General features: G+C 49.7%; 20 protein-coding genes and 1 pseudogene. 20 read left to right on the top strand and 1 reads right to left on the bottom strand.

Features of this window, described 5'->3' with window-relative positions; genetic code table 11:
• Window positions 1–119 precede the first annotated feature (119 nt).
• From VIS48_07740 to VIS48_07645, 20 genes and pseudogenes are all read left to right on the top strand, one after another.
• Complete coding sequence (locus VIS48_07740; protein HEY9166035.1) at window positions 120–1,451, top strand: flippase; 1,332 nt, start codon at window positions 120–122, stop codon at window positions 1,449–1,451.
• A gap of 30 nt (window positions 1,452–1,481) precedes the next feature.
• Window positions 1,482–2,804: an O-antigen polymerase gene (locus VIS48_07735; GenBank protein ID HEY9166034.1), complete on the top strand. Its 1,323-nt coding sequence runs from the start codon at window positions 1,482–1,484 to the stop codon at window positions 2,802–2,804.
• A 19-nt stretch (window positions 2,805–2,823) separates the two neighbouring features.
• A complete protein-coding gene (locus VIS48_07730; protein HEY9166033.1) occupies window positions 2,824–3,768 on the top strand; it encodes a glycosyltransferase family 2 protein in 945 nt (314 codons plus the stop codon).
• Window positions 3,769–3,797: 29 nt separating this feature from the next.
• A complete protein-coding gene (locus VIS48_07725) occupies window positions 3,798–4,784 on the top strand; it encodes a glycosyltransferase (protein ID HEY9166032.1) in 987 nt (328 codons plus the stop codon).
• 102 nt (window positions 4,785–4,886) lie between these two features.
• Complete coding sequence (locus tag VIS48_07720; protein ID HEY9166031.1) at window positions 4,887–6,086, top strand: glycosyltransferase; 1,200 nt, start codon at window positions 4,887–4,889, stop codon at window positions 6,084–6,086.
• 31 nt (window positions 6,087–6,117) lie between these two features.
• Window positions 6,118–7,302, top strand: a complete 1,185-nt coding sequence (locus tag VIS48_07715) for an ATP-grasp domain-containing protein (protein HEY9166030.1) — start codon at window positions 6,118–6,120, stop codon at window positions 7,300–7,302.
• Window positions 7,283–7,966, top strand: a complete 684-nt coding sequence (locus VIS48_07710; GenBank protein HEY9166029.1) for a PHP domain-containing protein — start codon at window positions 7,283–7,285, stop codon at window positions 7,964–7,966. Before VIS48_07715 ends, VIS48_07710 begins: the two co-directional genes overlap by 20 nt.
• A 91-nt stretch (window positions 7,967–8,057) precedes the next feature.
• Window positions 8,058–8,813 (top strand): hypothetical protein, encoded by a 756-nt coding sequence (locus tag VIS48_07705; protein HEY9166028.1) that lies wholly within the window; start codon window positions 8,058–8,060, stop codon window positions 8,811–8,813.
• 293 nt (window positions 8,814–9,106) lie between these two features.
• Entirely contained in the window at window positions 9,107–12,133 is a 3,027-nt protein-coding gene (locus VIS48_07700) for a putative Ig domain-containing protein (protein ID HEY9166027.1), read from the top strand.
• Window positions 12,134–12,375: 242 nt separating this feature from the next.
• Entirely contained in the window at window positions 12,376–13,581 is a 1,206-nt protein-coding gene (locus VIS48_07695) for a DegT/DnrJ/EryC1/StrS family aminotransferase (protein ID HEY9166026.1), read from the top strand.
• On the top strand, window positions 13,581–14,990 hold the full coding sequence (locus tag VIS48_07690; protein HEY9166025.1) for an exopolysaccharide biosynthesis polyprenyl glycosylphosphotransferase: 1,410 nt from the start codon (window positions 13,581–13,583) through the stop codon (window positions 14,988–14,990). Before VIS48_07695 ends, VIS48_07690 begins: the two co-directional genes overlap by 1 nt.
• Entirely contained in the window at window positions 14,990–15,958 is a 969-nt protein-coding gene (locus VIS48_07685) for an ATP-grasp domain-containing protein (protein HEY9166024.1), read from the top strand. The genes VIS48_07690 and VIS48_07685 overlap by 1 nt, the downstream gene beginning before the upstream one ends.
• The gene (locus VIS48_07680) at window positions 15,933–16,427 is read left to right on the top strand and encodes a hypothetical protein (protein HEY9166023.1); all 495 of its coding nucleotides are present in this window, start codon (window positions 15,933–15,935) and stop codon (window positions 16,425–16,427) included. Before VIS48_07685 ends, VIS48_07680 begins: the two co-directional genes overlap by 26 nt.
• Window positions 16,424–17,425 (top strand): Gfo/Idh/MocA family oxidoreductase, encoded by a 1,002-nt coding sequence (locus VIS48_07675; protein ID HEY9166022.1) that lies wholly within the window; start codon window positions 16,424–16,426, stop codon window positions 17,423–17,425. Before VIS48_07680 ends, VIS48_07675 begins: the two co-directional genes overlap by 4 nt.
• Before the next feature lie 101 nt (window positions 17,426–17,526).
• On the top strand, window positions 17,527–18,300 hold the full coding sequence (locus VIS48_07670) for a hypothetical protein (protein HEY9166021.1): 774 nt from the start codon (window positions 17,527–17,529) through the stop codon (window positions 18,298–18,300).
• 882 nt (window positions 18,301–19,182) lie between these two features.
• Window positions 19,183–19,842 (top strand): class I SAM-dependent methyltransferase, encoded by a 660-nt coding sequence (locus VIS48_07665; protein HEY9166020.1) that lies wholly within the window; start codon window positions 19,183–19,185, stop codon window positions 19,840–19,842.
• A 743-nt stretch (window positions 19,843–20,585) separates the two neighbouring features.
• Window positions 20,586–20,738 (top strand): annotated as a pseudogene (locus VIS48_07660) (UDP-glucose/GDP-mannose dehydrogenase family protein).
• A gap of 98 nt (window positions 20,739–20,836) precedes the next feature.
• The gene (locus tag VIS48_07655; protein HEY9166019.1) at window positions 20,837–21,823 is read left to right on the top strand and encodes a Gfo/Idh/MocA family oxidoreductase; all 987 of its coding nucleotides are present in this window, start codon (window positions 20,837–20,839) and stop codon (window positions 21,821–21,823) included.
• Window positions 21,813–22,415 carry a DapH/DapD/GlmU-related protein gene (locus tag VIS48_07650; protein HEY9166018.1) on the top strand — a complete coding sequence of 201 codons (603 nt, stop codon included), beginning with the start codon at window positions 21,813–21,815 and terminating at the stop codon, window positions 22,413–22,415. Before VIS48_07655 ends, VIS48_07650 begins: the two co-directional genes overlap by 11 nt.
• The gene (locus VIS48_07645; protein ID HEY9166017.1) at window positions 22,412–23,581 is read left to right on the top strand and encodes a DegT/DnrJ/EryC1/StrS family aminotransferase; all 1,170 of its coding nucleotides are present in this window, start codon (window positions 22,412–22,414) and stop codon (window positions 23,579–23,581) included. Before VIS48_07650 ends, VIS48_07645 begins: the two co-directional genes overlap by 4 nt.
• Window positions 23,582–23,728: 147 nt before the next feature.
• On the opposite strand, the gene VIS48_07640 is transcribed toward VIS48_07645, so the two are convergent.
• Window positions 23,729–24,415: a hypothetical protein gene (locus VIS48_07640; protein HEY9166016.1), complete on the bottom strand. Its 687-nt coding sequence runs from the start codon at window positions 24,413–24,415 to the stop codon at window positions 23,729–23,731.
• Between the last annotated feature and the right edge of the window lie 397 nt (window positions 24,416–24,812).

Here is a 24,812-nt window from a genome sequence, read left to right as displayed (position 1 = left end):
ATATCCGACGCTGGAATAAATCCAGAGTATAAAGCTCCTTTGTTGTGGGAGCATCAGAGTTTGATTCACAGTCGATCCGTATTGCGTCAGCAAGGGCTGATCGGTAAGGGAACTACTGATTGATTAGGAAAGCACTTCAGTTCATTCGCCGCGGCGATAACCGCCAGGTGGCATCGAACGTGTTCTCTCTCTCCGTGCTCCAGGCGGCGAACTCGATACTCCCGCTTATCACAGTCCCGTACATAGTCCGGGTGATAGGTCCCAATGATTATGGGATCATATCATTTGCCCAGGCGTTCACAACTTATTTCGTCCTTCTGATTATGTACGGCTTCGACTTCACCGCTTCAAGGGAGATCGCTCAAAACAGGTCCGATCCGGGGAAGATTAGTGAAATTTTCTGGACTGTGATCTGGAGCCGGGCATTCCTGTTTTTCATTTCAACTGCTGCTTTTCTCGCGGCGCTCTTCTGGGTACCTCAGATCCGCGAGAACATGTCCGTGATGGTCGTTAGTTATCTCTATGTAATTGGAACTGTAACGTTCCCGACATGGTTCTTTCAGGGCATTGAGAAGCTCGGACTCCGCGCTGTCTTCACCTTCATCGTGAAAGTAATAACCACCGCAGGTGTGTTTGTTTTCCTCCACCGGGAGGATCAATATATCGTTGTTCCTCTTCTTCTGTCCGTCGGTCAGGTCGTTGTCGGCGTTCTGTCACTTGTGTACGCGTCGCAGAAGTATGTGGGTAAAGTGGTCTTCCCACGGATGGCGGAGGTTTGGTCACAACTGAAAAGCGGGTTCACACTATTCGTGTCGACCGTGTTCGTAAATTTCTACACGGTCTCAAATACAGTTATACTCGCATTCTTTGCCACAAAGGAAAGGGTCGGTTTCTTTGCCGCGGGGTCGAAGCTAACGATAGTTCTCCAGAGTCTTACAATAAGCGCTCTTTCTCAGGCGATGTTTCCTCACATCGCGAAGATGATGAAGGAGAGCAAAGACAGAGGTATCATGGCGCTGAAGAAGCTGACGGTTGGAATGGTAGTGACAATGCTGCCGATCTCCCTGGTCACGCTCCTTTTCTCTCAGCTTATCGTGAGGATTGTGTTCGGGTCACAATTCGGTCCGACGGTCGTTGTTCTCAGGCTTCTGTCATTCTTCCCGCTGATAACGGGACTCAGCGCGGTCTTCGGGATCCAGGGGCTTCTGAATTTGAATCTGGACAAATCATTTCTCAGGATCATCCTGATCGGTTCTGTCGTCAATTTCGTTCTGAACTGTGTACTAGATTCATCCATGAAGGAGTTGGGCGCGGCTACGTCCTGGCTCATAACTGAAACATATATAACGGCCGCTTTTTATATTGCACTGAGGAAAGTGAACGTAAATCTTTTCGATGCCTCTCTCTATCGACAGTGGTTGTTCAAGGAAGTGGAAGGCAGGGAAGTGTGAAATGTGGTCAGACTGTGAAGTAGGTAGAGGATGACGGAGGCTCTGGGCCTGTTGTGGGACTACATTCCGGTCCCCATTCTTGCTCTCGATTTCATACTCATGATACTTTTGTACCGGCGGATGAAGGACAGGTTCGTTCTGCGTCCGATCTTCATCATTCCGCTGATTCTGCTCATCTATCCGATTCTCGGGACGCTGAATCTTGCGTTGGTGCAGTCACTAGCAGGGTTCTACGTCGCGATCAATCCGTATAATGCGAACAGATTAGTGTTCCTGTCACTCGGGGCTCTCATTCTCTCTCTCATTTTTTACAAGTCAGAGGCCGCGCCAAAGCCTGCTATTGTGAGATTTGATGGCACCAGTCTAATTATTTGGATTATCTGGGGCACAGCCATCGGCACCGTATTCAACGCCGTGAATTTCTATGCGATCGGCGGAATCCCGATCTTCTGGTCAAACCTAACCGGCAATGAGCGGTTCGAGGTCGCGGGGTTGCTTCCATTCGCAAAGTTCCTTGCATTCAGTTCGGCATTGCTGACTCTCAACTTCATCTATTTGATTAGAGGCTATAAACCGCGACTTATTAATATTGCCTGTATGATCGTGAATGTGATCATAAGCGTGGGCATCGGTTCCAGACATCTTGTATTTCTGCCCCTTGTCATGGCTGGAATTTACTTCATGCTTCTTAAACGTATCTCGTCCAGAGTGGTACTCTATTCACTCATCGGGGTGGCTTTCTTGTCTTTCTTCTTTGAGGTGCTTAGGGGACAAACCACGATAGCCGGTTCTACGTCGGACGTTGCATCATCACCGGCGGCGAACACGCTTGGATTTCTCTACTCCATGGGAGGTGAGTACAGAGATTTTGTGCTCCTAAGGAATTCGTACCATTATACGGATTTTCTCTACGGGCAAACAATACTTCCCATTTTTACGAACATAATACCGAAACAAGTTTTCGAATTGTTCGGAATGGATAAGGCGGCTTACTCGGTCTATTCTGCTTATGTAGCCCAAAACATTTGGGGGGCTGATACCGGTATTCGTGTCGGGATATGGGGAGAGTTCTATATGAATTGGGGAGACATCGGCTTGTTCCTAGGATTCATCGTCTACGGTTTCCTGCTGCGGCTGCTCGATAAGAAGATTCTCTCTGACTTAGCCAGCGAGCCCAAGATGTTGTTTTACGCATTCATCTTCACACTGTTCTTCTTCAGCATCATCGGAGCGTGGGCCACCTTGGGCGACACTATAGAGGTCTGGGGAGTGATTTATTTCTTGGTATCCAGATTTGTTCGACGAGAATCTTACGAGATGACTACGAACGTCCCGCAGCCAGTGCAGGCCTAGCGGATAAAAGACGACCCAAATGGACATCCCAGACCTCACAATTGCGATCACGTCGATGGGCGACATGAAGTTCTTGGACCCATGTTTAACGTCTATATACAGTTTCGCAGCGGATCTCAAATTGGAATTAATAGTGGTCGCCTACAAATGCGATCGATCAAGATTGGTCGAGCTGAAGCATAAATTTTCTCCTGTTCAATTTGTAGAAATAGGCAAGCTGAATGGATATTCTGAGAACATGAACGTGGCGCTCAGGCAGGCTCAGGGGAAGTACTCCATGGTCTTGAACGACGATACGTACTTCTCGGACAACTGTCTCCAAACTCTCGTTGAAACGTTCAAAGAAAAACCCGATGCGGCATTTGTTTCCCCGGTGATATTGAATTTCGATGGTACCGTTCAGATGTACGGACGACCGGGTCTGGGAATTTGGGAATGGTTTTGCGCCGCTTCCAAACTAAACAGACTGTTTAATAGATCCGTACCTTCCCACGACTCACGCGGGGAAATTACTATTACTCATTGCGTCTCGGGTGCCTGTTTTGTGGCGAGATCGGACGTACTTAAACGGCTTAATTATTTTGACGAGTACTATTTTGGAACCCCGGATGACGCAGCGTTGTCGACGCTTGCCCAACGAGCCGGCTACAAGATTTATTTAAACCCCCGGGCACACGTTTATCACTATGGGTCTGCGAGTGCAAAGGCGGTTCACGCGGCTCTGATCCCTGCATATAAACAGGGCGAGTACTACTACTTCAGGACATATTATGGAGCACCAGCCGCATTCGTGGTGAGGTCTTTATCGCTCGCTATTTTCATTTTAAAGGCCGCTTACTGGAAGTTGAAGAAAGCCGATGACAGATCTCATGCTATGCTTCATGCGAGCCTGAATGGCGCTAGGTTCGCATTTAAAGACCTCCGTCCAAAGGATGTCTTCGAAAGGTTGTCTCGGGGACTGTAGAACGATCCGTTCCATAACCCTTCAATAAGATGAGAATCCTCTTTGTCACATCGGCCTATCCGACTGATGCTAATCCCAAGACACACATCAACATAAAGCTTCAAGTCGAATCGCTTCGCGGTATGGGCATAGAATGCGACGTATGCGTTCTTGAGGGCAATGGCTATATCAAGTACTTAACGGGGGTGTCTCAGATCAAGCGCCAGTTGCGAATCAGGAAGTACGATGTGATTCACGCATTTTATATGTATGTCGGTTGGGTAGCGAGGCTTAGCTCATCTTTGCCGGTAGTCGTGACGTACGTTGGTAGTGACGTGTACGGCAAATGCCGAGCTGATGGCAGTTCAGTAAAACTCAGCAGGATAGTTCACGTTGGATTAAGCAAGATACTCTCCAGGCTTTCATCTGCAAGCATAGTTCAATCTGCGCGCATGGCGTCTCTTGTCTCCAAAAAATCCCATGTAATTCCAGAAGGACTTGACCAAAGAGTATTCTTTAAAAGGGCTTCGAATAGGGAAGATCTTTCGCTCTCACCAAAGACGTTTTACGTACTGTTTGCCGGCACGAAATCAAACGGCGTGAAGAGATACTGGCTTGCTAATAAGGGAGTGTCCTTATTGCGTGAAGAGTATCAGAATGTCTCACTGATTGACATAGATGGTATCTCTCAGGATAGGGTATCATTATATATGAACTCGGTCGACTGCCTCTTAGTCACCTCGTCGCACGAGGGAGGTCCCCACGTCGTGAAGGAGGCACTTGCATGCGACCTGCCAGTGGTGTCTGTTGATGTGGGATACGCTAAGGAACGTATCGATAGCGCGGACAATTGTTTTATTGTGGAAGACACACCCCGCGCCATCGCCGATGCACTGGAACAGGTTTATCTTTCGCACCGTAGATCGTTTGACGGGCACACCAAGATCCAACATCTCTCACTTGAGGCGACAGCGAGCAGAATAGCACGGGTTTATGAGACCATCACAGGCCTTCCATCCAACCACGATCGGAATTGAATCAACCTATCTTGTACCACGAAAATTTTCACTTAATTTATCCCTGGGGAAACAAAGCTTGGCAGGAAATTACCATCTGCGGCATGAGGGATCCAAAGATTTATGACTAATGATGAGATGAATGCGCAGCATCTGCCCAAAAGAGTTGCCATGGTTGTCCATGCCTACTTTCCCGTAGGCGAAGCTAGGGTTAAGAGGGAGGCTGAGCTTCTGGTCAGGAACGGCGTTGAAGTAGTCGTCTTTTGTTTGCGCGACAAAGATCAACCCCTCCGAGATCTCGCCAACGGTGTTCACATAAGGAGACTGAGAGTCAAAAGACACAGGGGGGCATCTCTTGTTGTCTATCTGTTCGAGTACATTGCCTTCCTTTTTCTTGTCTCTGTTAGTTTGGTCCCTCCGGGTCTCATAAGAAAATATGACGTGATCCAGTTCCATAATCCGCCTGACTTCCTTGTCTTCGCGGGACTCATACCGAAACTGTTTGGAACAAGGCTCGTTTTGGATATGCATGAGGTCCTGCCTGACCTCTTTCTGAACCGATGGAAACTGAACAAACGCAGCTTGGTCTACCGAGTTGTCTGCCTGGCTGAGAGGTTATCCGTGGGTTTCGTGGATGAGGTCATGACGGTAAGCGATCCTGTGAAGGAGATTCTACAGTCTAGAACAGGGAGAAACGACATTAGTATTGTAATGAATGTTATCGACGACAATTTATTCTCCAGGGAGTCCTTGGTCAGGACTGAGAAAAGCGGGGCCCTCAGAATGGTGTACCAGGGCATTCTGGCAAGATGGTACGATCTCACTCTCGTACTAAGAAGTGTGAAAGTGCTGTCTGCAGAATACGATCTTCGCCTCGATATTTTCGGCGATGGTCCCGATGCGCAGATGCTTAGAGGTTTGGTCGCGGATTTGGGCCTGGAGAAAGTCGTGAAGATGTATGGTCTCCTCCCGATCGAGAGAATCGCAAGAGAGATTCAACTCGCCGACATTGGGCTCGTCCCCATGGTGAACGCGCCCTACTATTCTGATCTCGCCATTCCGACAAAGCTGCTCGAACTGGCAGAGGCAGGAGTACCGGCGATGGCGCCGCGTCTTCCTATCCTCCAGCGGTATTTCGATGAGGACATGGTTCAATACTATGACCCCGGGGTGGAGGGCGATTTCACGGACAAGTTGAGAATGTTGATTGCCGATCCGGTCCTTCGAGCCTCGGTAGCTAAGAATGTAAGGCGGTTTACTCAGCGTTATTCCTGGCAAAATCAGGGAGAAGTGATGCTTGACGTAATGAGACGCCTTGCATGAAAGACCCGGTTCGATCCCTGGTGGACGCTGAATGAATCTCGACGTGCTCCTGACCGATGGTCATTACAAGCACACCTATGCGATGGCCCGGGCGCTCAAAAGCAAGAATCTGAAAGTTGGGGTTCTGTGCAGTCGGTATCTATCCATGACTCTTTTCTCGCGGATTGTCGACAAGAAATTCCTCAGGCGGGAAATATCTCATGCGGGTAGTGCAATCAGGATCGCGGAAGCGTATAGTAACGTCCTGCTTGAGATTCTAACGAAAATTCAAGTCGACGTCCTACTCCCGGTGGGCAATCTGGCTTTTCATACCGTGAGCAGTAATCTGAATGGCCTGACCAAACTTACGCACGTTGCGATCGCGGATGAGAAATCTATTGCAATTGCACAGGACAAAAGAAGAACTTTCAAATTCGCTGAAAGCATCGGAGTACCCGCACCGAAGACTTATTATCCTCAGAATTGCCAAGAACTGTCGGACCTTCGGGACGCTATTCACTTTCCATGTGTCCTCAAGAAAGCGAACTATGATGAAGGCGGTGTGGTTTACTGCAACAACTTCACAGAACTTTCCGCATCCTTCGCGCGTCTCACCGAGAACTATCCGGCGGATAAATCTTTTCCCATTATCCAGGAATACATCAGAGGTAAGGGATTCGGCTTCTACGCTCTGTTTGATAAAGGCAAGTGTATCTCGTACTTCATGCATGAAAGACTTCACGAGTTTCCTATAACGGGTGGAGCCAGCACTTTTGCCAAGAGCTTCTACGATCGGAGATTGCTTGAGGCAGGCCTGCTTATACTTGAGACGCTCAACTGGCACGGCGTCGCTATGGTGGAGTTTAAGAAAGATGATTCGGACGGCGAGTTCAAGTTGATGGAGATTAATCCAAAGTATTGGGGCTCTCTCGAATTGAGCTTCCAGGCCGGCATAAACTTCCCTTATTTGCATTATCTTCTCGCTCTGAATCGACCCATTCCCGAAAGCTCATACACGCCGGAGGTATATTTTCGGTGGGTTTGGCCGCACGATGTTTTATGGTCAATCCATTCCTCGCGGACACAGAGAGCGGAATTTAGAAAGCTGAGAAGGCAGGTCGTCATTCATACTGATGTACATTTTGATGATCCACTTGTTGTGGGATTCAACGTTCTGAATACCGGATACAAGATTATACGTGAAAAGAAATATCCTCATGGATTGGCTAAAGAATAAAGTCGTAGTGTTTCACGTCCACACGCGCCACTCGTTCGACTCCCTGATCGATCCGGGTGGAATGGTGGATGCCTGTATAAGGAACGGCGTTGAGCTACTCATAATTACTGATCATGACACGATCGATGGCGCATTGGCTGCACGAGAGTACGTGCATGATCGCGGGTTCCGGAATTTCGAAGTGATAATCGGTGAGGAAGTATCGACTGATATCGGAGACATCATTGGCTTTCCGCTTAATGTTGCAGTGCCTCCGGGCGACTTCTTCACCGTCTGCGGAAATATAAAGCAGCAGGGGGGCCTGGTCTGTCTTCCGCATCCTTACCGCTCTCATGACTTGTTCAGAATTCACGAAAGAGACGTTCAGGATTCGATTGATTTTATCGAGACATTTAATTCGCGCCTCAATCCCAAATTCAACGCATATGCCGAGCAACTGCGTCTCAAATTCGGAAAGTTTGCACTTGCCGGTACGGATGCACATATCAAATCCGATCTGTGTCGGGTTCCTTTTAAGCTTGATGATCAAATGAAGATGCAGATGGTTCGGAAAGGTCTGACACCGAAAAGAAATCTGCGAATGAGTCAGGGAATCGGGTCGTGGAGAAAGAGAGCTTATCTCGACATCCCAAAATATATTTTCCTGGCTGCGTTTAATAAGTGAATCGCCCGCCGGTATGTTTAGCGTAGCATTGTCGCATGACATTGATCGGACTAGAAAGTCCTTTCAGTACATCTCGCATTCTCTGAAATCGTTGGCGCGGTTTCAGTTCGGACGTCTTTTGTACCATGTCAGGTCGCTCTTTCTTGAAGAGCCGTACTGGAACTTCAAGACAGTCATCGACATAGAGAACCGTTATGGAGTGAAGTCGACCTTCTTCTTTTTGAACGAATCTATTCCGTGGCATCCGCTCCAGATCTCGAACTGGAAACTCTCGTTGGGCAATTATGACATCCGCGATGAGCGCATTCAGGAGATGATAAGATATCTCGATTCGAATGGATGGGAGATTGGCGTCCACGGTTCCTATCGCTCATTTCGAGATGTAAATCTCTTGACAGAGGAGAAACGAGTCCTTGAACGAGTTGTCGGACACTCGGTTGCTGGGATTCGGCAACATTATCTCAACCTTGATGACAAAACGTGGCGATTGCAGAGCAAAGCTGGATTTCTTTACGACGCCTCATATGGCTATACTCGAGACATAGGTTTCAAAGGAGGAAAACGTGGCGTCTTCTCTCCACCCGGCGCTCCAGGCTTTTTCGTTGTTCCTCTTCCCCTGATGGATATATGTGCTGTATTGCAGCCTTGGAAAAAAATCGTCTCCGTGATCGATGAAGTTGAATCGAGCGATGGGGTGCTAGTTTTGAACTGGCACCAGGAAAGAATGAACGAAAACGAATTCCCCGGTTTCACTCATCTCTATATACGCATTATAGAGGAATGTTTGCATCGAGGCGGGACATTTCGTACTATTCACCAATGCGTGAACGCCCTGCGATCCATTTGATTCGATGAGGATACTGTTCGGAATTCGCTCAACTTCCAGTTTGGGGGGTCGTTAGATCTTAGCAGGCCGCGCGCAAAAACCGCGCTAAACTGCGGCTGGAGAATGCCAGCATCAGCCTGGATTGAATACCGAATCGGGTCCGGTAATTTAGACAGAGAACGAGATTAATTAAGCGCTAACCACGGTTTTATTGCCTTCCAGTTCCAGCATGGCGGTCGATCCCGTGAGTTTTTCGTGACATTGTCTGCATCTTATCAAATTCTTGAGCAAGACTCTGAGGTGTGATTGAAGTTATGATCAAATATATCTCTTTTATCTGCGGTCTCCTCACCCTTGAGTGCGCCTTATGGGCCGTACCACGAACCCTTGAAGCTCAGTCATACGTATCAAACGTCCCGAATAATCTCAAGATCGGCGGAGTCAGTTTCAGAGTGGATGACGATCACCCCATCAGTGAGTGGTATTCCTACGCAAAGGTTTTCGACAAGTACGGTTATCATTTCACGTTCGCGCAAAACCTGGAACTGGAGCAGGGCGTCGAAGATTATTTTCAAATGATAAGAAACCTCCAGGCAAGCGGACACGAAATGGCTGACCACACGCCCAATCACAATACGCTTTTCTTCGGAGTAGACGACACAACGGCCTATTCGGGCGCTCCCGGAGTAGATCACATTAACGGCAACACCGTCTGCCTCACTTACGACCATAACATCGATACCTCTCTCTACAACGGTCAGGCTGCACCAGGCGGATGCGTCATTAGTATCATAGGCGGAATGGCATACAGCATCGATCCGGGGGCTTTCAGAGATTTCGTGAAAATGAACGGCACTCTCTGGGGCATCTATATCCCGGGGACGCATCAACTCTACAGCATCGGTGACCTCTCGAACGTTTACGCGTCGGACTCCACCAACATCGACACGCTCAAGCTGCTCAGCTATTGGTGGGAGACTGTTCCCATCAAGGACACTATGGGCGTTTGGTGCCACTTCGTGGGGGAATATAATGTCAAGGTCACCACCGCGGCACTCGAACTCCTCGCCGACAGGACGCTTCAGCTTTGTGATGCCCACAGCTTGGCAAGACCTGCCACTTGGATCCAGCCTGGAGGAATGTGGCCTTTTGCTCAACCCACTCAGATAGAACAGATCTACGGAAACGAGCGAGGGTACACTTCAGCTGAAACGTTTCCAACCGCCAGTCTGAAATGCTACGATCAGTCCGGCTCGAGTCAGGACACCAGATTCAGGATCAATTGGGGCGATTTCTACGAGGACCAGTGGGAGCTCAAGACTGTCGAATCCGTGATTGCCGACAATGTGGCACGGCACTACTTCCTTATGGGTCATAGCCACTTCAATGAACTACTTGGAGGTTGGAATGGTTATGTCTCCCGCATGGACAGCCTCCTGGCGTGGTGCCGTCAGAATTCTAGTCGAATCCAGGTACAGACAGTCGGGGAGATGACGCATCTTCTCTATGATGTTCCTCAGGACCCATATGTGAATATAATGCCTCCGCTGAATGTTGACCTCGATAACAATCAAGTTCCTGACGGATACTGGATGAGTCCGACGTCCGTGCTGGATAGCACCGACGGACTCCTATCCGACGGTGGATACAGCCTCTCCGTTTCAACGAAAGCAACTTTCTGTACGATCACCGACCTTGCAGGCGTCGAAAAGGGACAGAACGATTTCAGTATCTGGACAAAGGGCGCAACCGGGGACACTATAACCGTAACATTCTCAATGACCGGTTATCCAAATCAGGTTTACACATTTCCTGCGACGAGTGCTGGTTGGACAAACTACACTCTCTACCGATCTGCGAACCATGATACCAGCCTTGTGATCCCTAGCGATGTCTCAACCCTAAACATCGCGGTGATTTGCACAAGCTACAAGAGTGGCACGGTCAAGGTGAGCGGAATGCTTCTTAGGAAGAAGATGACACTTCCTATCAGTATTCTTGGTTTGCCGGATACGATGGCTACCGTCGGCAGAAATTTTTCCACACAGTTGGTGACTGCGTGTATGTATCCGGCGGATCCCATTTCGTATCAGCTCCTGACAGCGCCTGCCTGGCTGCAGATCAGCGCCAATGGCACGCTCTCAGGCGTAGCTCCAGTGGTACCGGGTGTGTTTGCCGTTTCAATCGTTGCAGCCGACCAGCATGGCGACACTGCTTCTATCACTTCTGCAATACATGTCGAAGGAGTTCATCCCTCGGCAATTCAGATCGTTTCTGCTCCTGACTCTGTCGTCGCACCCAACGCAACGTACTATTCACCCGTCTATTCAATCGGTGTCGATGTGAATGACACCCTGACCTATACGCTTCTCACCGGTCCAAGGTGGTTGTCCATGATGGCCGACGGAATCCTCTCGGGAATTGCTCCCATTACCGACTCGACGACACATCTCGTCACCATAGTTGTGCGAGACCAGTTCGCAGATGCCGACACGCAATCCTACTGGATAAGCGTCCACCCGATTGTCGTGGATTCGCTTAATTATTCCGATTCTCCTCTCAACCACGGCTGGGTGGCGAGTCTGGCGAGCGGGACGATATCTGTCGGTTTTGACTCCACGATCCATGCGAAGAAGCTAAGCGTTTCTTCTCAGAGCGGCCTGGACTTCGGCATTGACAAATACGGCCGCTGGCTTGCGAATACCGTCACCGCTTCTGTAAAAGGCAGCTCGCCTTATCTCTTGAGAGTATGGCTGGTGGATAACAACAGCACTTCGACATACATTAGCTACTATCCGGGGAGCGGTGCATCTATGATCAATCCGGACAACACAATTTCAATCTATATTGGGAACGCGGCAAGTTCAGGGAGCTGGACGTCATTCGCTAGAAATCTCGACCTCGACCTGACCAGCGTCAAGTGGGGAAGTACGGTCCGTAGAATACTTGGGTTTTCAATAAGAGGTTCGGTGCAGGTCGCTGATCTGAACTTCGGTCAGGATGTGAATGACTCAGCGGTCCCGCCTGCTTTGAAGGTCGCCTCCACTTTCCAGCTGGTTCAGAATTATCCCAATCCCTTTAATCCGGCGACAACGATTTCATACTACCTTCCTCTTCAGAGTAGCGTGTTGATTCGAATTTACAATGTTCTTGGCGAGAGGGTGAAAACAATTCTGGAGCGCAGCAATGTCGCTCACGGCGATCATTCCGTTGTGTGGCGAGGTGATACCGACTTCGGGACGATGGTAAGCAGCGGCGTGTACTTCTGCCAGATGGAAGCAACCCCGACCAATGGCGCTCCGAAATTCGTCGCTGTAAAGAAGATGCTCCTTCTGAAATAATCAGATCTTCGGCGATTTCGCAATACGTTGTCTTCCCGGTTCTGAGCTGAAATATATCGTGTGCATTTGCCCCGATTTGCCCGAAAATCGAACATGATGGCATTCCGTCGGGTCCGAATTCGAAGACTCCTCGACTTCCCCGTTTACAGTTTCTGATTCCCCGCGGCACCACTTTTAATAAACAAGAATTAAATTGAACACCCAAAGGCAAGATTGAACAAGACACTCTTCGGAGAATTGAAATGAAAGTCCCGTTTCTCGATTTGAAAGCTCAATATCACTCAATCAAGAAGGAGATCGACGATGCTGTAATCGGCGTGTTTGAAAGCACATCATTTGTGCTGGGAAAGACCGTTTCAGATTTTGAAAAACGGTTCGCCGATATTCACGGTGTGAAACACTGCGTAGGTGTAAGCTCAGGGACAGATGGAAATCATATGGCGCTTTGGGCACTCGGTGTCGGGCCCGGAGATGACGTGATCGTTCCCGCCAACACTTTCATAGCAACGGCCTGGGGTGCAACACTCTGCGGTGCGAAACCCGTTTTCGTTGATTGCCATCCCGAGAGCTACAATATCGATCCGGAAAAAGTAGGACCCGTGATAACACCTCGGACAAAAGCAATCGTCGCCGTTCACCTCTACGGACAGTCGGCTGACATGGATGGAATCAGCTCTCAATTATCAATCATGAATTTTGAAGTGAGTGAGCCGGGCGTCTTCGTGAATCGGAAATCGGGGCAGAAGATATTTCTAGTTGAAGACTGCGCGCAGTCGCACATTGCGGAGTACAATAAAAAGAAAGTGGGCGGCCTGTCGAAGGCCTCCTCGTTCTCGTTCTATCCCGGGAAGAACCTCGGTGCGTACGGCGAGGCGGGAGCTGTCGCGACGAACGATGACGATCTCGCAAGAAAATTCAGGATGCTGAGAGATCATGGCGCGGAAGAAAAGTACGTTCACAAATCGTTCGGGCACAATTACAGAATGGAAGCAGTGCAGGGGGCAGTGCTCGGTGTGAAGCTGGGATATCTTCAGAGTTGGACAGAAGCCAGGAGAAAGGTTGCCGCACGATATTCGGATTTGCTTTCGGATATTTCTGAAGTAGTTGTTCCTGCCGAGATGCCGTATGCCAAACACGTTTATCATTTGTTTGTCTTGCGCCTGAATTCCCGTGCTCCGTTAATTGCAAAGTCGGGTGCAGAGGTCAGAAATGACCTGCAGAAGTTCCTGAATGAGCGGGAAATCGCCACCGGCCTGCATTATCCTCTTCCGCTTCACCTTCAGCCGTGTTTTGCGCATCTCGGATACCGGCATGGTGAGTTCCCTGTCACAGAGCAATTAGCTGAATTGGGCTTATCTTTACCCATGTATCCGGAGCTCTCTGTTGAGCAAACCAAATATGTCTCCGATACAATTCACGAATTCTTCACTAACAGGAAGAGCAGCTGATGGCAATTCGTATTGCCGCATACAAGTTCACGCTTCTTCTGATTGACCTGCTGGTCGTATACTTGTGCTTCATGGGCTCGACGTGGCTGAGGTTCGGGTACATCCAGCCGAGGGAGCTGTTTCCGGCTGTCATCCTCACGCTTGTATCCGGATTCATCTTCCAGTACAACAGTCTCTACAAGATCAATGTTTTTCTCGACAGGTCTGCATCCGCAATTCTCCTCCTGAAGTCGATGATCGCGATAGCGGTCGTTTACATCGTGGGCGGATTCATGACCAAGTTCATAATCGTGGTTCCGAGTAGACTCGCCTTCGCATACTTCTTTGCAAGCCTGCTATTTGCATTCTGGCTCTATCGCATAGTGATCCTGCCGGCGGTGTTCGACAAAATCGGATCCTCTGGCGTGAGAAGGAGGAGAGTGCTGGTCGTTGGCGCGGGGAACGCGGGTCGCCGCTTCGCGTCCGCCATCGAACTTAAGAAAGGCCTCGGCCTCCAGATAGTCGGCTTCGCCGATGATACCATCCCGGCGGGCACAGGCGTGCTCAACGGGTTCCGCGTTCTCGGGGACACTTCATCCCTCGATTATCTCGTACACTCCAATTCATGTAACGAGATAGTCATAGCGATCGACAACATATCGCACTCCCGGATGCTTTCGCTTATCGAACAGGCCAAACTCACCGGCTCGACCGTAAAGGTCGTTTCCAACCTCTTCGAGACGATCACGGAAGTGACGACTACGGAAGCTTATACGATCCATCCGACGGTCACAGTGACGCGCGGGCTCTATTCGTCGGTTACAAAATATTATCAGCGCATCTCGGATATCATTCTTGCACTGATCGGGTTAACAATCCTGCTGCCCTTCTTTGTCATCGCCTCGATCGCGATTAAACTGACATCGAAAGGTCCCGTCCTCTATCCACACGACCGCGTCGGGATGGATGGCGAGCTGTTCAAGATGTACAAGTTTCGGTCGATGTACGTCAGTGACAAGGAAGACACGAAGCGGAAAGAGATGATGCTGGAATTCATGAAGGGCAATGGGAGCAAGGTCGATAAGGTGATCGACCACGCGCGGGTAACCTGGGTCGGAAGGTTGATGCGCGCCATGACATTCGACGAGATGCCTCAGTTGTTCAATGTTCTAAAGGGCGACATGAGCCTCGTCGGACCACGACCTGTGCTTCCCTACGAGTACGAGTCCTTCAAGGATTGGCACCACCAAAGGGACCGTGTTCTCCCGGGGTGCACAGGATTCTGGCAAGTTCACGGAAGAAGTAAAACTTCATTTGACGATATGGTAGTGATGGATCTTTACATGATCGAAAATATGTCTCCTTGGCTCTATCTGGAATTAATTCTCAAGACCATCCCCGCAATCATTTTCAAGCGAGGAGCGAAGTAGTGAACGGCGATCAAATTACTGTCCTTATTTCAGGCGCGGGAACGGCTACATGCCAATCGGTCATCAAGGGGCTGAGGAAACAGACATCCTACAAGCTGCTCCGAATTATTACCTATGACATGAATCCTGAAAACGCGGGGAAGTTCATGAGCGACGAGTTCTGTACGGTGCCTGCGGCGAGCGACCCGGATTTTATGAAGCGCATCGGAAATATAGTCCGCGAATGTAAGGTGGACGCAGTTATTCCGATCGTCGACTGGGAGTTCAGGAAGCTTTCTGAATCGCGTGAGGATTTCCTGAAGACTCTCGGGTGCCGCATAGTGATCTCTTCTCCGGAGACCGTGGATATCTGCGACGACAAGCTGATGATGAATCGCTTTCTGACCGGGATCGGCATTCACACGCCGAAAGTGTTTTCGGCCGGGGAGGCGGCAAAGCTGAGCGTACCCTTCATAGTCAAGCCTCAGATAAACGGCAGGGGATCGATAGACGTCTACAAGACCCGCTCTCGCGAGGAACTCGCGTTTTATCTCAAAAAAATCCAGAATCCGCTGATTACCGAGTGCCTTGAAGGAGAAGAATTTACAATTGATCTTATGTTCGACTTCAACTCGCGGCCCGTTGCTGGTCTGGTCAGAAAAAGGATTGAGACCAAGGGAGGACTCGCTTACAAGGCGGAGGTGGTTCTCGACGATGGAGCACTGAAGGAAGCCTATAAAATAGGCGAAGCTCTAAGGGTCATCGGGCCGGCGAACATGCAGTTCATTAAGACAGCAAGTGGAAATTACTTCTTCGATCTAAACCCCCGCTTTTCCGGAGCCCTTGCATGCACTATCGGTGCGGGTCTGAACACGCCGCTGCTGCTGCTTCACATATTGAAGCAAAGGGAAATTCCGCCCGAAGATCTGAACTACAAACTAGTGAGAATGTATAGATACTGGAATGAATTCTTCTCTCAACCAGATTAAGTTCAAGTGCGTTTTTTCCGACATTGATGGAGTCCTGACCGATTCGGGCAAGACTTATGATTTGAACGGCAATGTGATTTCAAAGTCGTTCTGTGACAAGGATTTCACGGCGATCAATCTGTTCAGGAAGGCGGGACTCCGTGTTATCTTTGTGTCTGCCGACGATCGCGTCAATAAGGCGCTTGCAGAATCGAAGAAGATCGAGTTTCTGCATTCACTGCACGATTCGAAGTTAGCTTTGATAAGTAAATTCCTTATGGAAAACAGTATCGCGAGGAACGAGGTAATTTATGTCGGCGACGACCTGCCTGACGTTGAGTGTTTCGAGGCACTGCCGTACTCGTTTTGCCCGTCGGATGCGATCGGTTTCATAAGGGAAAGAGCTTTTGTTGTACTCGAAAGAGCCGGAGGAAAAGGCTGCCTGATGGAAATCTACGAGTTGTTGGACAAAGGAGGGATACCGGAATGAAAGTTGCCGTGATTGGCTTGGGGTACTGGGGTCCGAATTTGGTACGAAATTTTCTTGGAACGGATGGTGTAAAGGAAGTATACGCTGTAGATGTGAACGAAACGAGATTATTCCAGGTCTCCAAAAGACTCCCAGGAGCGAAATTTGAGAAGGACTTCGAGAAGCTCCTCGATTCTGTCGACGTCGATGCTGTGGTGATCGCAACTCCCGTCTCTTCGCATTATTCACTTGCGAAGAAAGCTCTCGAAGCGGGAAAGCACGTACTGGTGGAGAAGCCGCTCACAAGTTCGGTGGCACAAGCGGACGAGTTATGCGCGCTGGCCGCCGGGCGGAACCTGGTCCTTATGGTCGACCATACATTTGTTTACACCGGCGCGGTGAGAAAGATCAAGGAGATCATCGAATCCGGCGACGTTGGTGACTTGTTCTATTTCGATTCTGTGCGCGTTAACCTCGGACTGTTTCAACACGACGTAAACGTAATATGGGACCTTGCTACGCATGATGTCTCTATTATGGATTACCTGATCGACAAGAAACCGGTCGCGGTCAGCGCTTACGGAACTTCCCACTATAACCACGTCGAAGACGTCGCCTATGTCGTCGTGAAATTCCCGGACAACCTTATCGCACACTTCCATGTGAATTGGCTCGCCCCCGTAAAGGTGAGACAGATTCTCATCGGCGGACAGAAGAGAATGATTCTCTACGATGACGTCGAGCCGAGTGAGAAGGTCAAGGTGTATGACAAAGGCGTGGACATAAAAACCCGCGAGGGAATTTACCAGACGTTGATACAGTACCGGACGGGCGATATGTTTGCTCCGAAACTGGATGGGACGGAGGCGCTTGCCGCATTGTGCGCGAACTTCATTTCAAGCATTCAGGGAAAATCAAAACCTCAATCCGACGGCCAGTCCGGTCTGAATGTCGTGCGCATTTTGGAAGCCGCAAACAAATCCATCCGCCAAAACGGGAAGGATATACTTCTCGACTGAGAACAGAGACAGAGAATTCATTCACCGCTTCGTAGCCCGTATCATTCTTCCTTTTGCCTTTACATTCTGCATTTGTGCCATCGGAGACAAAATCTGAAGCCATGAGCAAGTTCAGGGGAGAAGCATTTGTCAGGGCGATAGCTGTCGCCGGGATGGCAATCTATTCGCTCAGTTGCTCCACAACCGCTCCTAAAACGGCATCTCTTGCTGCGCCGAAGTTCGTCCCACAATCCCAGCCTGACTCAATTGCTGAAACCGGAATTGGCCAGGACGTGACTACCGGCGGAATCTATTTGCAATGGTATATTGTCCCCGATGCCGCGGGATATAAACTTTTCCGGGCGGATACATCAGACCCCGGCGGGAATCCATTGGGCTTCTCAATAGTCGCAAACGTCTCAGTGGCGTCGTCATTAAGTGATACTTCAGTCGTCGACAACGCGTCTCTGACGACTGACAAGAAGTACTTCTACTACCTTAGAAGCTACCTGTCAGACGGGAGCATGAGCGATCCGTCAGATACTATTAACTATACACTGTGGCCCAGATCCGCACTCAACCTTCCACAGAACCATGCCTTCATAGATAGCGGAGACGCAAACCTAAAGTGGATTGACTATGCCGCAGGCGGTTTCACGGTGATTCGGATGACGGACATGGCGGTGTTCCCGAACAAATATATTTGGATAACTCCAAGGTTTCAGAGCTTTGGCGGTACATTTACCATAAGGTTTTTTGACTTCGATGGTTCGGCCACTTCTCGTTTGATCTCTCATCACTCCTACCAATGGCGCGTGGATAGGTTCAACACCGATCAAACAGGTCGACCTTACATCGGTTCCCGATCGACGTCGTTCACGTTCACCGTGAACTGAGTTGAGATCATCCTTCCCGCTCGACAGCCTCCTCCGTGCTTGTCCATCGATCTGGCTCGAGGTTTCTCCGTCCCCGCGCTTCTACGTCAATCGACCAGTGACTTCTGATATGCTGGATTCCTTGTGGAGATCCGGCAACATCGTCTTGATTCGTCTCAGTCCTCTGGCAGCTGGGCGTGATACCTTGTTGCCTCTCAAAGCCCACGCCGCTCCTTTCACATTTTCGCATGACACCGGCATTTTGTCTCGTTTCAGGTGTCTACTCACCCCACCGCGTTAGCGAAGCACGATCGCGTTTGAGGATTCGAACGGCCCCGGTTCGTTCCGTCGTATTAATTTTTTGTCTCCTCGCCGCTCTGAATCGAAAATCATTTTCTGTCTGAAAAGGAACGCTTGACACTGTCTCTTTTCCGCCTCAAAATGTAGTTCCGAGGGCAGCCGGAATCCCGAAGCAGGTGCTGGATCCTAGCTGGAGTCAAGCACTCTCCAAGCGCGGCTGGCATGAGAAATAGTGTCACGGTGGACCTCAGATTGAGACAGCACCCAATGCCGGGCGGTGGGCTAGCAAATAACGCAGGAGAAGAAAGTTGGAAGACAGGACGGCGGGTAAGGTACTCGAATAAGATTTCGTGTATCCTAAGCGAGAAACCATATGCCCGAAATGCGGTTGCCTGAATTCGGTGGTTTTCAAAGAAGGGACGAATGGGCGGAGTCAGCCGATAGTACTTAAGTGTCCGAGTTGCCGGATAGAATACTGAAGTTACTGTGAGGACCGACAGCTTGCATGCGGGCCTCTCGATACTCATTTTGCAATAGTTCACGCGCCTCTTGTGAGGTGTCCTTGACATTTACACCTTAATCACATAAATATCGATTAGTTGAATGGGATTTAAATCAAGACTCAGACGCATCTTCAGGCCCTTCTACCTGGCACTCGTACCGTTCAATGCCACACACTATTGGCAGAAGCGATATGCGAACGGTGGCAACTCCGGGGACGGGTCTTATGGCGAGCTCGCCAAGTTCAAGGCAGATGTCATCAATTCGATAGTGGAGAAGCACAAGATTCAATCGGTTGCTGACTTCGGCTGCGGTGACGGCAACCAACTTTCCTTACTCAAGATTCCACGCTATACGGGTCTAGATGTTTCTGAAAAGGCGATCCAACTCTGCAAACACAAATTTGCGGGAGATCCGACCAAAAGCTTCCGACTCTATGATTCGAAGTACAAGCATCCTGACGCTCAGTCAGAGGCTTCGATTTCGCTTGATGTAATTTACCATTTGGTGAACGATCCGGTGTTTGAGAAGTACATGACAGACCTTATTACATCCGCGACTCGATTCGTTATTATCTATTCGTCCAATACGAATGAGCAAACGAAGAATAGGCCCGCGCACTTAAAGCAGCGGAAGTTTTCGGATTGGATCGACAGAAATCACCCCGAGCTCAAGCTGATCGAGCATATACCGAACCCGCACCCATTCGCTAACGGATGCGGATCGATATCTGATTTTTACATTTACCAGAAGGCTATTTAATCTTGTAGGTCAGGTCGAATTCTTGCGCCTTTCTTGTGCAATTCACCCGCCCGCTAAGGTCAGTCAATTGGAAGAATGTTAGGCTTGTGCTGGCTGTAAGTGGGTCTGTAGCCCAATCTTGAGCGCTAAATTCCCGTGATGAAACTTTCTGAGCGAGCTAACTCTTTGTATGGAAGTGGGACGTCAAACGTGGCCGTTAGTCATAGGGGAAAAGTAGGCGTGGTTATAGCGATCTTGACCGAGACTTAACTCGATTTCACTTTCAAGGCAGAAGCAACGCATTATGGAAGCCCTAAACATGATTCCGGTAGCGAAAGCCATCTCTGACGCGCTTTCGTTTCGAGTCGTGCGGCCGCAGTGATCAGACGCCTGATAAGGTCATACATCCACCACAATCAGATGGGCGTAATGTCTACTGAAAAGAGCCTAGGGAAGTTCCGGCCCGAAGGGCTGGAGCCAATCTGCCCGCTCGTGTGTACCATGTTGGGGTGTTCGGTGGCATTTATGCTTTGGATCAATCTAAAAGGGTGACTCACTTGGCGAAGCTGAATTAGAAGCTGTTCCACACGTCGGTCGAAGCGTGCAACCCATTCTATTCCTCGTTCCATATCAGACAAATTGTTAAATTGAAGCCACCCTAATTCAAAAAGGATCTACTTCTCATGGAGGAAGAGCTGGTTCAAAAAATTGAAAACAAGACATTCATGGTCGGTGTGGTGGGCCTCGGCTATGTGGGTTCGCCTCTCATCCCCGGACTTGCTTACAAGGCGAATGTCGACGACTACAGGGAGTCGCCGTCGTTCCATCTGATAGAGAAACTTGAAGAAAAGGGCGCCGAAGTGAGTTACAACGACCCGTATATCCCTGAGATCGGAATGACGCGCGAATTTCTCGAAGTTCAAGTGTCCCATCGTCGACACCGGGAACCTAGCAAAGGGAAACTCTGTCGTCAAGGCGCGATTTGCTCAAAAGACGTGATCAGCCCGGAGGATCGTTGAGCAACGACCATTTCGGATTAGCCGTCATAGGCTGCGGCAGGTGGGGAATCAACCACGTTCGGACGGCCCACCGACTTTTCGGCGATAAGCTCATGCTCGTTGCTGATTCAAGTACGGCGGCGGCAGCGAAGGTGAGGTCGGTCTCCGACAAGATTAGATTTTCGACCGATCTCAATGACGTTATCTGCAACAGGGAAATCAACTCCGTGATCGTGGCTACACCTGCAGAGACGCATTTCGCCGTCGCAAAGTCTCTTCTGTTGAAGGACAAGAACGTACTCGTCGAGAAACCGATCACGCTTCATTCGCTGGAGGCGGTGGAGCTGCGGAAGATTGCGGAGGATCGCGGCTTGAAACTCATGGTCGGCCATGTCCTCCTTTTTCATCCCGCAGTACTGAGACTGAAGGAGCTGGTGAAGGGAGGCAAGATCGGCAGGCTGCAGTACATCTACAGCAACAGGCTCAATTTCGGGACGGTGAGGACGGAAGAAAATATCCTGTGGAGCTTCGCGCCCCATGACATCTCGATTGTCCAGCTACTGACGGAATCCAATCCTATCGACGTTTACGCACGCGGTGCATCGTTCCTCCAACCTAACCTTGAAGACTCAACCGTGACTTATCTCGTCTATCCCGGCAATGTGCATGCGCATATTTTCGTGAGCTGGCTCCATCCGTTCAAAGAGCAGAGGCTCGTCGTGATCGGGGACAAGGGGATGATGGTGTTCGAGGACAGTGCACCGAAAGACAAGTTGAAGTTCTACCCGAAGCGGTTCAACAACGCAAATGGAACCATTGAGAAATTCGACGGCGAGTTCGAAGTCATAAACCACGAAGAGAAAGAGCCCCTTGCTGAGGAGCAGCTGCATTTTCGCAACTCTGTCGTGAACAACATAAGACCTCTTACCGATGGCAAGCATGCCCTTGAGGTATTGGAAATACTTGAAAAAGCTGAAAGGAGTCTCAGGGATAATGCAATCTAATTCAGAGCCGGCAAAGTTCTACGTTAACGAACACGCGGTCGTCGACAATAATGTCGAAATCGGCGAAGGCACCAAAATCTGGCACTTCAGCCACGTACAATCGGGTGCAAAAATCGGACATCATTGCACGATAGGACAGAATGTGAATGTTGCGAATAATGTGACGATAGGAAATTATGTAAAGATCCAAAACAACGTATCCGTTTACGAGGGCGTGACGCTCCAAGATTATGTCTTCTGCGGTCCATCGATGGTATTCACCAATATCAAAGATCCGAGATCTAAGTATCCTCAGGTCGGGGCGCAATATTACATTAACACGCTCGTGAAAGAAGGAGCCTCGCTCGGTGCGAACTCCACAATTGTGTGTGGACATACCATAGGTAGGTTTGCTTTTGTCGGAGCCGGTGCTGTTGTGACGAAGGATGTACCTGATTTTGCTCTCGTCGTCGGCAACCCTGCGAGAGTTGCCGGGTGGTTCAGTGAAGCGGGCAAGAGGCTGCAGTTTGACGGAAATGGCGTTGCTTACTGCGAAAAATCGAAGAAGAAATACAGACTTCAAAATGGAATCGTGAAGGAGATTGCGGGATGAAAGTTCCACTCTTGGATTTAAAAGCACAGTACGCTTCAATTAAGACCGAGATCAACGAAGCGCTGCTCAAGGTCGCCGAGTCGCAGCACTTTATTCTTGGACCGGAAGTAGAAGCACTGGAAAAGGGCCTCGCCTCGTACTTAGGTGCCAAACACGCGATCGGCGTTTCATCTGGTACAGACGCCCTGTTGATTGCCCTGATGGCAGTCGATATCAAGCCGGGAGATGAAGTTATTCTCCCCACATTTTCATTCTTTGCGACGGCCGGCGTGGTTGCAAGAATGAATGCGAAGCCGATATTCACCGATATTGATCCCGTTACATTCAATATTGATCCGAATGACATAGAAAGGAAGATCACCGGAAAAACAAGGGCAATAATTCCAGTTCACCTCTACGGACAGAGTGCTGACATGTCTCCAATAATGGAAATCGCTCGGCGGCATTCATTGAAAGTGATAGAGGACGGCGCGCAGGCGATTGGAGTCCAGTACAAAGACGGCAGAAAAGTAGGGACCATCGGTGATATCGGATGTTATTCGTTCTTTCCGAGCAAGAACTTGGGAGGTTTTGGAGACGGCGGACTGGTCGTCACGAACGGCGATGATCTCGGAGAGAAGCTGAGAATAATGAGAGTTCACGGCGGGAAGCCGAAGTACTTTCACAGAGTAATAGGTGGAAACTTCAGGCTCGATGCAATACAGGCGGCAGTCCTAAATGTGAAGCTTCCTCACCTTGATAAATGGTCCCAGATGAGAAAGGATAATGCGGCTGAGTATTCTAGGATCTTCATATCATCAGGACTCGCCGACGCTGAGGGGCGAGTAGCACTTGATCCTGGAAACGCAGCTCTTCTGCCGAAAGCGGTTTACAAATCAAATCAGATTAAGAATTATCATATCTACAACCAGTATGTCATTCGGGTTTCGAAGCGAGATGCCCTGAAGAAACATTTGTCGGATAACGGGATAGGATCGGAAATATATTATCCGGTTCCATTTCATCGGCAGGAATGTTTTGCCAACCTGCACGCGAAGGATGAAGACTTTCCGGTTTCAAATTATGCCGCGGAACACTCGCTGGCATTGCCAATATTCCCTGAACTGACGCACGATCAACTGGAATACGTTGTCCATTCGATAGCCGAGTTTGTCAAGCGAGATTAAGCTCTGCCGATTCGATTGCGGCTATGACGTTCCTCCTATCAAACCCTTTCTCTAAATCGCCTTCCACCTCTTCCTAGCCTCACCAACCCTTTCAAAAAAACAAGGCGCACCGCGGGGCGCGCCCTGACCTTGCCTTCGTGCTAACCATCACTCCGACTGGAACGTGTTCGATGCTTGGACAACATTCTTGTCTGCGTCGAGTGTGATGATCGCCATCAATGCCTTGTTCTCCTGGTAAGCGGCGATCATCTGCGATTCCATGCTCCCCGGCTTTATCGTGAATATCATCGCCGCATCCGTCACCACTGCCTGCTCGGGAGAAATCAGCGCGACGCAGCGGGTTTCGTCAAGCGTCGCGTTCAGCGGCTTGAAAAGATGAAGAACCGCAACCAGCTGAACTGTTTTTTCTACATTTGGATCTACGCCCGCGGCTGTCCCGAGCGGCTGCATCTCTATCGCTACAGCATTTGAGTCGATTGAGATCGTTGTCGCCTTCGCGGGGAATCCCATCGACGGGATGATCGTCGTCAGGCTCGTCGGGGAGTCCGCGTTGACCAGCTTATAGTTCACCGCGATCATGTAATTGTACGGCGATATCCCTGGCGGCGTGTCCGCCTCCCACAATGTACGGAGCACCGGCACCCCGTTCATTGCTTGTGCGAGTCTTGCTGAAAACGCGAACTTTGCCCGCCTCTCCTCCGAAGCCGCGTCGTCCCCGGGGATGAACGACTTCGGCCTCAAACTTATCACGTTCTTCCCGCCTCTCTGTCGGAACGTAATGTCACCGACAGTCCCGCTGACTTTCCCAAGCACCGATTTGTTCAAGTGTGCCATCTTGCCTTACCTTCCTTTCTTTTTTTGGGTTTGTGAACTCATTTAAAGGACCCGAGGCAGTCCCTCCTTCTCCCCTGCGGGCCGTGCCGGACTTGCTTCTCAACCTCGACCTCTTCATCCCCCTCTTTCATTCCAACCAATCCCTTCGCACACCCGGGCCACTCGTAAACCGCCGGGTGTGTTACCGATTTTCGGAAACCGGGGCTTACTGAGATCAAACTGGGACTGAACTGGGAATGAACCGGGAATGAAGCACTCGCTCATCCAACCTGTCTTCGTCCTTCTTAACTGTATTACTCATGGAATCAGTCTTTTTGCCGCCGCTCGAAAAATTTTCTTCTCGACGGCAAAATCATGTATTTGACGAGTAATATATATTGATAGGGAGGCAGCAGTC

Source organism: Candidatus Kryptoniota bacterium, from assembly GCA_036567965.1.
Classification (GTDB): domain Bacteria; phylum Bacteroidota; class Ignavibacteria; order Kryptoniales; family JAKASW01; genus JAKASW01.
Note: the sequence above shows the minus strand (reverse complement) of the source record. Positions and strands in the feature narration are given on the sequence as shown.